Here is a 7,302-nt window from a genome sequence, read left to right as displayed (position 1 = left end):
AGACCGCCGGTCCAAATCGGTTCGACGACGCGTTTTCGCAGTTCGGCGGCAAGCCGATCAAGGCATCGGATTATCCGGCCGACAAGAAGAAAGAGGCCGGCGAGACCAATCCGTTCGACCGTGCGGTGGCTCAAATTGAGAAGCGCACCGCAGTTCTCAACGCCGAAACTGCATCAATCGACCTCGGTGCAGCGGCACAGCAGCGTGCGCGTGTCCAAACCGAACTGGAGACGGCGGCGAAGAAGGCGAACGAAGACGCGGGACTGAAAAACACGGCGGTCACCGAGGCGCAGCGCGCAAAGATCACCGCGCTGGCCGACGCTTACTTAAAAGCTGCAGAAGCAGCGGAGAAGGCGAATTCGCCGCTGGCGTCATTCTCGCGGCAAGCGCGCGACACCGACCGGACCATGCAGGAATTCGCGGTCGAGGGACTGAGGTCTTTCGAAGATGCGTTCGCCGGTTTTGTCACCGGTGCGACAAGCGCGCAGGACGCATTTAAGCGAATGGCCGATGCGATCATCGCAGATCTAGCGCGTATCGCAATTCGGCAAGCCATTACAGGTCCGATCGCTGGGGCCTTGAGTGGTGCGACGGGCGGCGGAGGTGGTGGGCTCTTGAGTAATATCTTTGGCGGCGCGCGCGCTTCTGGCGGTCCTGTTGAGGCCGGAAAAGCCTATCTCGTTGGTGAAAAACGCCCCGAACTGTTTGTCCCTAATCGAAGCGGGATGATCATCCCGAAAGTCGGAGCCGGCGGAGCGGGTGGCGGTCAGACGTTCGCCCCCGTTTATCAGATCAACGCAGCCGGCGCTGATAGCGGGACTGTCGCGCGGATTGAATCGGTGCTGGCCGCCCATGCGCGCGCAATTCAGGGGCAGGGCAGGGCATTGACTAGCGCTCAGCGCTACGAAGGCACGGGCGTCAGCTAGATGGCGGTGTATCCTGAATTTCCGCGCGGGTTGCTGCGCGAACAAAGCCATTCATGGAATATCGTCGGTAACACCATGAGCGCTGGACAGGCGGGCGATGGGTTCTCGCCCGTAGTGCGGAGCGACGGCGGAGGCTTGTGGTCGTGTGTCATGAGCGCCGTATCCCTCAGTGGGATTAAGGGCGCCAAACTCAGGCACAAGGATCGTATCAAGCAAAGCACGCTCCTGTGGCGCGCCGTTCGGCAGATCTGCAACGGCGGGATTGGTAGGATCGTGGTCCCGCGCAACGACGCGTTATTTCGGCCGCTTCCGGAAGGTGCGTCTGCATATGGCGCCATTCCCCATTCAGACGGCGCGCTATTTAGCGACCAAACGGGGTACTACCAGTCTGTTATCGATGTCGTCACTTACGGCAATGCTACGTTGCGGTCGACCACTCTATACCTGCACTTGACCCGCTGTGGCGATTTGCTGGGTGGGGAAAGTTTCTCCATCAATCACCCCATATGGGGCTGGAGAATGTACGAGATCGCAACAGTCGAGCCGGTTGACGAATTCAATGTCGCGGTGACCTTCAATCCTCCGCTGCGAGAGGCTGTGCCCGCTGGAACGAAGGTCGAATTCGACCGTCCGCGCTGCTTGATGCAATTGAAGGCCCCGAATTCTATGGATCTTACGGTTCTGCCGTGGACGTTCAATTCTGCCAATGCTGAGTTCATCGAGGCTCGCTGGTGAAACTGAACAAGGTTGAAAGGACGATGCTGTCGTCAGGGCGCCAGAACCTCGGCTTGTTCTGGCGCCTTGAGACGGACGGAGACCCGGTCCTTATCTGGCTCGGCTTCGGCGATATTAGGCCCGGCGTCAACGTTCTGGATCAGACGGGAAAGACTTATCGCGGTTTCGGCGAAATCGCTTCGCTGCCGGCCGTGAGGCAGATGATCAACGGCGCGGCCGAGCGCGTCGAATTCACGCTCAGCGGTGTAGAAGGTGATGTCCTGGCCATCGCGGCGGCGCACGACGCTCAGAGCGTAAAGGGGAAACGCGTCGCGGTCGGATTTGCAGTCATGAATGCTGCTTGGCAGCTGGTCGGGCCAGTGCGATGGGTCCGGTTTTACACCGCCGACTTCCTTTCCCTTCATCAGCCGCCTTCCGAAGACCCGTCTGCGCCGATCGTGCGCACGATCACGCTTTCTTGCGGGAGCCTAATGACTGGTCGGCGAAGGCCGGCGTACTCATACTTCACAGATCAAGATCAGCAGCGCCGTTTCCCGGGCGACCTCTTTTGCAACCGGACCCCGCGCTACGCGCAAGGGTTCGAAAAGACTTGGCCGAGGTACAGCTGATGACACTGGCTCAATATCTTGCCTCGGTCAGTAATGTACGATGGAAGGTGCGAGACAGCGACTGCGGCGTCTTCATGGCTGACTGGATACGTGAGCTGACAGGCCGTGATCCGATCGCCGACATTCGCGGCACGTACAAGAACGAACGGCAGATGCTGCGCATTATCCGGGCTGAGGGGGGCTTTGAGGCGTCCTGCGCTGTCCGTCTGGCGGCGGTCGGAATGCGCGAGACTGACGCGCCCAAGGACGGCGATGTTGTTAACGTCATGGCGCCTTATGCGAAGCGGCGCGGCAAGGTGCAGTCACGGGCGACGGGCGGCTTGTTCGTTGGAGGACTGCAGGCCGTTATGACCTCCGACATGGGGCTTGTGATTGCGCCGCTACCGCTTTTGAAGGCGTGGACGTTCTGATGGCTGAGGCAATTGGAGCCTTTATTGTTTCGTCATTGGCCGCGGAAGCTGCGGTCGCGTCGGTCGCGTCGGCGTTTTCGGTATCGGTCGCGGCAGTCAATACGGCCGTCGGCACCGCGGCCATCCTTGGTGCAACCATTGGCCTGCAATACGCGATGGCGCCAAAGCCGCCAGCGCCGGAGAACGGTGCTGCGCCGATAAAGCAGGCAGTGCCTTCGCGCATCCGGGGTTACGGGCGCAATCGGCTCGCTGGCGCATATATGTTCTTCGAGGAAATCAATCGAAATTCGTATGACGTGATCGCCTTCCATTCCGGCCGCATCGATAAGGTAATCGGCGTTTATTTTCACGACGACCTTGTGACGTTGTCTTCGGTCGGCCCAGATGGGCCGGGAACGGCGGGCGTGTATGCATTCGTCGAAGACACGTTTGGCGACAGCAGATACGGCGGGCATCAAATTGCGCTCGAGATACGGGTCGGCAACGCGTTCCAGGGCGCGCCGTGGTTTCACGGTTTCGAGGTCGGTGGAATCTGGAGCAGCGCGCATCATGGCAATGGTGTCGCCTGGCTCGCATTGAAGTGCAACACTCCGGAAGACCCGCAGACTACACAAAGACCTATCCGCACGGGCTTCCTGTGCCCTCAGTTGTCGCTGATTGCTCTCGGGTATGGGATCCGCGTGACCCGTCACAAAGCAGGACGGACGAGACAACGTGGAAGATATCGTACAATCCGGTGCTTCAGCTCATTGACTATCTGACCCGTGTTGACGGTGGCATGGGGCACGATTACAGCATCGTCATCGCTCCGCGCATCGCTGAGTGGATGGTCGAAGCTGACATCTGCGATGCGATTGTTGATCGGGCTGACGGCGGCCAAGAGGCCCGCTATGCAAGTCATGGTTGGTATCAATACGGAAACAATCCGGAAGACGTTATCAATGGCATCTTGTCGACGTGCGACGGGTGGATGTGCGAGGACGTCGACGGCACGATAGCGCTGAAAGTCGGGCTGTATCGCGCTCCAACGGGTGATGCGATCTCCAGCAGTAACATCCTTGGCTTCGCGAACATTCAGTTCGGGCAAGCAGATGAGAGCGCGGTCAACCAGCTAGATATGACGTTCACTGATCCCAATCAGGGATATGTGACCGTTCAGCCATCGCCGTATCGAGACGAAGAAGCGATCTCTGCTTTAGGCGTTGAGCGCGCAAAGCCGCTGGATCTGAAATGGGTGCAGAGTAACGGGCAGGCGAGCCGTCTTGCGCAGCGCGCAATGCTTCGCGCAAACCCGGACATCACCTGCACCATCATCACCGATCTGACCGCGCTCGATTGGGTCGGCGAGCGGTGGGTACCACTCAAGTATCCCTTCATCGCAGGTCTCGAGAATTGCGTGATGGAAAACCAGGGCTCCGAGTTGGATCTCGGAGCAGGGCGCATCACATTCAACTTCAATCTCGTCGTTCCAACGAAGGTCGAAGACTACAACCCCGGCGTTGACGAGAAACCAGCACCTCCGGTGCCGCCGCCGTCGCCTGGGGCGGGGGGGTCTGGTCTCGACTTCGGCAACCAATTCAATAGCGGCTACCTCGTGCTTCTTGAGGATATTTGATGGCAACGATTGATGTGAAGGACGCTGCCGGCAACCCGGTGGCGATAGAGAAGCCGTTGGTCCCGGGCCGCGCTGCCGCCGTGAACTCGCGGCCGATTGCGCTGTCCACGGAAGACAAGGCGGCGCTCGATGCGGTGAGTGCTTCACTGGTTGCGATCGGTTTGTCCACTGATGGCATCGAAGCGCTGCTCTCCGCAGCGACTCCGGCCGGTGCTAATCTGATTGGCCGCGCTGTTGTCGATGCCAGTGCTGCGACAGGTGGCATCACATCGACGTCTCGCATTTTGTCGGCTGCGGCATCGACCAACGGCACAAGCGCAAAGGCATCGGCAGGACGCCTCTATGCGATCCAGGGATACAATGCGTCCTCATTCGTCCGATATCTCAAGCTCTACAACAAGGCATCGGCGCCGACGGTTGGGACGGATACGCCGATCAAGACGCTGGCTCTTCCGCCTGGTGTCGGCTTCGCATTCGATTGGCCGGTCGGATACTATTTCGGGACTGGAATCGCGTATGGGCTGACGACAGGCGCGGCAGACAACGACACTGGCGCGCTCGCCGCGGCTGATGTCGTCGGTCTGAACTTGGACTACGCCTGATGAGCGGCTTTTCCGGGCGCCTCGACCGTACGCAAACGCTGTTCTGGGAAAACAGCAATATCGCCAACCCCGCATCGACTAATCACGTTGCGACATCGTCGTTCGCGATACCTGCAGGGCTTCTTGCGCGTGATGGTGACGAACTCGTTCTTGAGACCGATTTCATTTTCAGCGGCGCTGGAAGCACCAAGGGATATGGCGCCAACATCGGCCATAGTTCCTTCAGCGCTGGCGGGTTCTCGGGCGGTGTGTCGCTCTTCTCAAACGGAACGGCGACTTCTTCACAGAGTATGCGAGCAACGACAACGATAACGAGAACCGGGCCTACTGAGGCGCAGTACCGCACCTTCTGTGCATTTAGTGGAACGGCCGTTTCGAACGTTGCATATGCAACTTCAACTGTGAATTGGGCACTCGCGCAGAATATCGCAACCGAGGTATTCGATGTGACCGGGAATGGCGCTGCGATCACAATCAAACAAACGCGTCTGACCTTACGCCGCGCGCCGTAGCTAGGTGCTAGCGACGAGCGTCGATTTTCTGTCTCTCCCAGCTCAAGAGATCAACATGGGAAACATCAAGACTCTCGCTGACATCGCTTTTTCTGATTACGTGACGCCAGGTGTCCCGGCTTCTGGAGTGAAGTGGCCGCCTAAATCGGAAATTCGGAAGATATTCGACGCGATCGACCAGAGTAATGACGTCATCAGCTTTGCCGAGTATAGCCCCAAAGGCAATGACGTCGATTATGACGATGACGCCTTCGACAATTTCATGAATGCCGTGGAAGGTTCGGGCAGGCGGGGTTACATTCCGCCCGGATTGTATCGATTGGGGGAGTTGCCTGCGGTCAGGTCGGGTGGGCAGGTCCAGCTATTCGGTGCGGGACCGATCACGTCTATTCTTCGCCCTGCTTGGACAAGCGCCAGCACGAGCCGTGGCGCCGTGACGCTTCAAACTTCGTTCTGCGCGGGATCCATGTTGGGCGATTTTGGTGTAATCGCCCAGGCTGGTAGCAGCGGCGGATGCGCAATCTCGCTGCTTGGTCATGCCAGCGCTGGCGCTCCAGACAGATCCTACCTGCGAAATATGTGGCTGACCCGTTCGCCTGGTGCGAATCATTGGTCGGGCTACACTTTAAACCTAGACGGTTCGGCTCGAACTGGCTTCGGCCTGCGCGATTGCGATTTCGAAGGACTGTCGGTGTTCGGCGGTGCGGCCGGCGCGTGCCTCGCCAAAAGCTTGGTCGGCTCGAACATGGGTATCCACTGCTTCCAAGCAGGCGGCGTGTCTGGCCGCCTGTCGCTCGCTGGTGTTTCCGGTACGGTGACGCAGGGCGTCAATGTGCGTGCTGGCGCCCTCGCGGGCATTTCTCTGGATTGGGTGACCCACAGCATCATTGATGCTGGCGTTGTATTCGGAGACATAGAGCGCAGCGACAACAATCAGGGCGATATCGTCAGGTACGGTATCTGCACTGGCAACATCAACCTGAATGGCGGCTCGTTTCCAGCGAACGGCGATACCCAAGTCCAGTGGCTTGGCAATGGGCGAATTCAGCAAACCTTTATTGCGTCGCTAGGGACGAACTTCTCTGCCGTCAGTCTCCCGGTGCCGCTGAAGGCAAGGCCGCCTCAGTGCATCATCACGCCGCATTCATCTGGCGGCATGATCAGCCCGTTCTACGATTATTCGGGATCCAACGGTGATGTGGTCAACGTTGCAGCCAGTGTGGCCTGCAATGCTTCTATCACCGTCATTGGTGAGTTGGTCACGCCGTAGAGGTTCTAGATCGTCGGCGATTGAGCAGTCGTGTCGTGGGGCGGGCTTCGGAACATCTTGTACAGCCAAAACGCCGTTATCCAGGCAACGATAGATAGACCCCACCAAAGTCCGTTGTCATAAAAGACTACGCCCTCTAAGGGGATCTGAGACATGTGGTATGCTGTTGGCCCACCCATGATGAAGGCTGAAAGGACTACCGGATTTCGATCGGCAACAGGCCATAGGGTCAGAAAGAATCCAATCAGTACTCCGCCCAATGCTAACGCGAGAGCTGTTCCCGCCCATCCGGCGCGGGCGTACTCGTAGATATGGAAGGCGGCAGGCGCGGTGCCACGACCAGCGAATCCATCGTGCGGGTACATCCTCGCATAGATAAGTGTTGACGGCTGGCAAAGGTTAGGATTGCGCGTAAAAACGCTGTCGAACAGTGTGCCGCAACTCTTTGGGTTTCGTGAAAAATAATCCCAGTAAAAAGGGACCGGCATCGCCATGCGGTTGACTATCCCCATCGCTAATCGCGGTGAATAATCGAGGGCAGCACGAATGGTCTCGGCAGCTGTGTTAGAGCGAGATGGTGCTGACGATGTTGGGCGAGATACCGCTTCCACGTCTGTTGGAGCG

10 protein-coding genes are annotated in these 7,302 nt (G+C 58.5%); 8 read left to right on the top strand and 2 right to left on the bottom strand.

Translation table 11 applies throughout. From position 1 onward, the window contains the following. Together ACIQ17_RS28615 and ACIQ17_RS28610 are read left to right on the top strand one after the other, a co-directional pair. On the top strand, positions 1 to 926 hold a 926-nt coding region (locus ACIQ17_RS28615; RefSeq protein ID WP_398472795.1), incomplete at its 5' end, for a phage tail tape measure C-terminal domain-containing protein. Then, positions 927 to 1,661: a hypothetical protein gene (locus tag ACIQ17_RS28610; RefSeq protein ID WP_398472794.1), complete on the top strand. Its 735-nt coding sequence runs from the start codon at positions 927 to 929 to the stop codon at positions 1,659 to 1,661. 32 nt (positions 1,662 to 1,693) lie between these two features. Here ACIQ17_RS28610 and ACIQ17_RS28605 read toward each other — a convergent pair whose 3' ends face one another. Next, complete coding sequence (locus ACIQ17_RS28605; RefSeq protein ID WP_398472793.1) at positions 1,694 to 2,065, bottom strand: hypothetical protein; 372 nt, start codon at positions 2,063 to 2,065, stop codon at positions 1,694 to 1,696. Between the two features lie 185 nt (positions 2,066 to 2,250). Between ACIQ17_RS28605 and ACIQ17_RS28600 the strand changes: the two genes are divergently transcribed. From ACIQ17_RS28600 to ACIQ17_RS28575, 6 genes are read left to right on the top strand one after another with little or no spacing between them, the layout of a single operon-like run. Beyond that, entirely contained in the window at positions 2,251 to 2,679 is a 429-nt protein-coding gene (locus ACIQ17_RS28600; RefSeq protein ID WP_398472792.1) for a DUF6950 family protein, read from the top strand. Then, a complete protein-coding gene (locus ACIQ17_RS28595) occupies positions 2,679 to 3,440 on the top strand; it encodes a hypothetical protein (RefSeq protein ID WP_398472791.1) in 762 nt (253 codons plus the stop codon). The genes ACIQ17_RS28600 and ACIQ17_RS28595 overlap by 1 nt, the downstream gene beginning before the upstream one ends. Continuing rightward, positions 3,416 to 4,294 carry a phage tail protein gene (locus ACIQ17_RS28590; protein WP_398472790.1) on the top strand — a complete coding sequence of 293 codons (879 nt, stop codon included), beginning with the start codon at positions 3,416 to 3,418 and terminating at the stop codon, positions 4,292 to 4,294. The genes ACIQ17_RS28595 and ACIQ17_RS28590 overlap by 25 nt, the downstream gene beginning before the upstream one ends. Next, positions 4,294 to 4,896 carry a hypothetical protein gene (locus ACIQ17_RS28585; protein ID WP_398472789.1) on the top strand — a complete coding sequence of 201 codons (603 nt, stop codon included), beginning with the start codon at positions 4,294 to 4,296 and terminating at the stop codon, positions 4,894 to 4,896. The genes ACIQ17_RS28590 and ACIQ17_RS28585 overlap by 1 nt, the downstream gene beginning before the upstream one ends. Continuing rightward, the gene (locus ACIQ17_RS28580) at positions 4,896 to 5,408 is read left to right on the top strand and encodes a hypothetical protein (protein ID WP_398472788.1); all 513 of its coding nucleotides are present in this window, start codon (positions 4,896 to 4,898) and stop codon (positions 5,406 to 5,408) included. Before ACIQ17_RS28585 ends, ACIQ17_RS28580 begins: the two co-directional genes overlap by 1 nt. A gap of 55 nt (positions 5,409 to 5,463) precedes the next feature. Then, on the top strand, positions 5,464 to 6,678 hold the full coding sequence (locus ACIQ17_RS28575; RefSeq protein WP_398472787.1) for a hypothetical protein: 1,215 nt from the start codon (positions 5,464 to 5,466) through the stop codon (positions 6,676 to 6,678). A 5-nt stretch (positions 6,679 to 6,683) separates the two neighbouring features. Here ACIQ17_RS28575 and ACIQ17_RS28570 read toward each other — a convergent pair. Continuing rightward, positions 6,684 to 7,302: hypothetical protein (locus ACIQ17_RS28570; protein ID WP_398472786.1), on the bottom strand; the 619-nt coding region annotated here is incomplete at its 5' end.

The sequence above is a fragment of the Tardiphaga sp. genome (assembly GCF_044340795.1).
In the GTDB taxonomy this organism is placed as follows: domain Bacteria; phylum Pseudomonadota; class Alphaproteobacteria; order Rhizobiales; family Xanthobacteraceae; genus Tardiphaga.
Note: the sequence above shows the minus strand (reverse complement) of the source record. Positions and strands in the feature narration are given on the sequence as shown.

Excerpts from the sequence above, each read along its gene's own strand:
- ACIQ17_RS28610 (WP_398472794.1), top strand. The coding sequence starts at position 927 with ATGGCGGTGTATCCTGAATTTCCGCGCGGGTTGCTGCGCGAACAAAGC.
- ACIQ17_RS28605 (WP_398472793.1), bottom strand. The coding sequence starts at position 2,065 with ATGAAGGGAAAGGAAGTCGGCGGTGTAAAACCGGACCCATCGCACTGG.
- ACIQ17_RS28595 (WP_398472791.1), top strand. The coding sequence starts at position 2,679 with ATGGCTGAGGCAATTGGAGCCTTTATTGTTTCGTCATTGGCCGCGGAA.
- ACIQ17_RS28585 (WP_398472789.1), top strand. The coding sequence starts at position 4,294 with ATGGCAACGATTGATGTGAAGGACGCTGCCGGCAACCCGGTGGCGATA.
- ACIQ17_RS28580 (WP_398472788.1), top strand. The coding sequence starts at position 4,896 with ATGAGCGGCTTTTCCGGGCGCCTCGACCGTACGCAAACGCTGTTCTGG.
- ACIQ17_RS28575 (WP_398472787.1), top strand. The coding sequence starts at position 5,464 with ATGGGAAACATCAAGACTCTCGCTGACATCGCTTTTTCTGATTACGTG.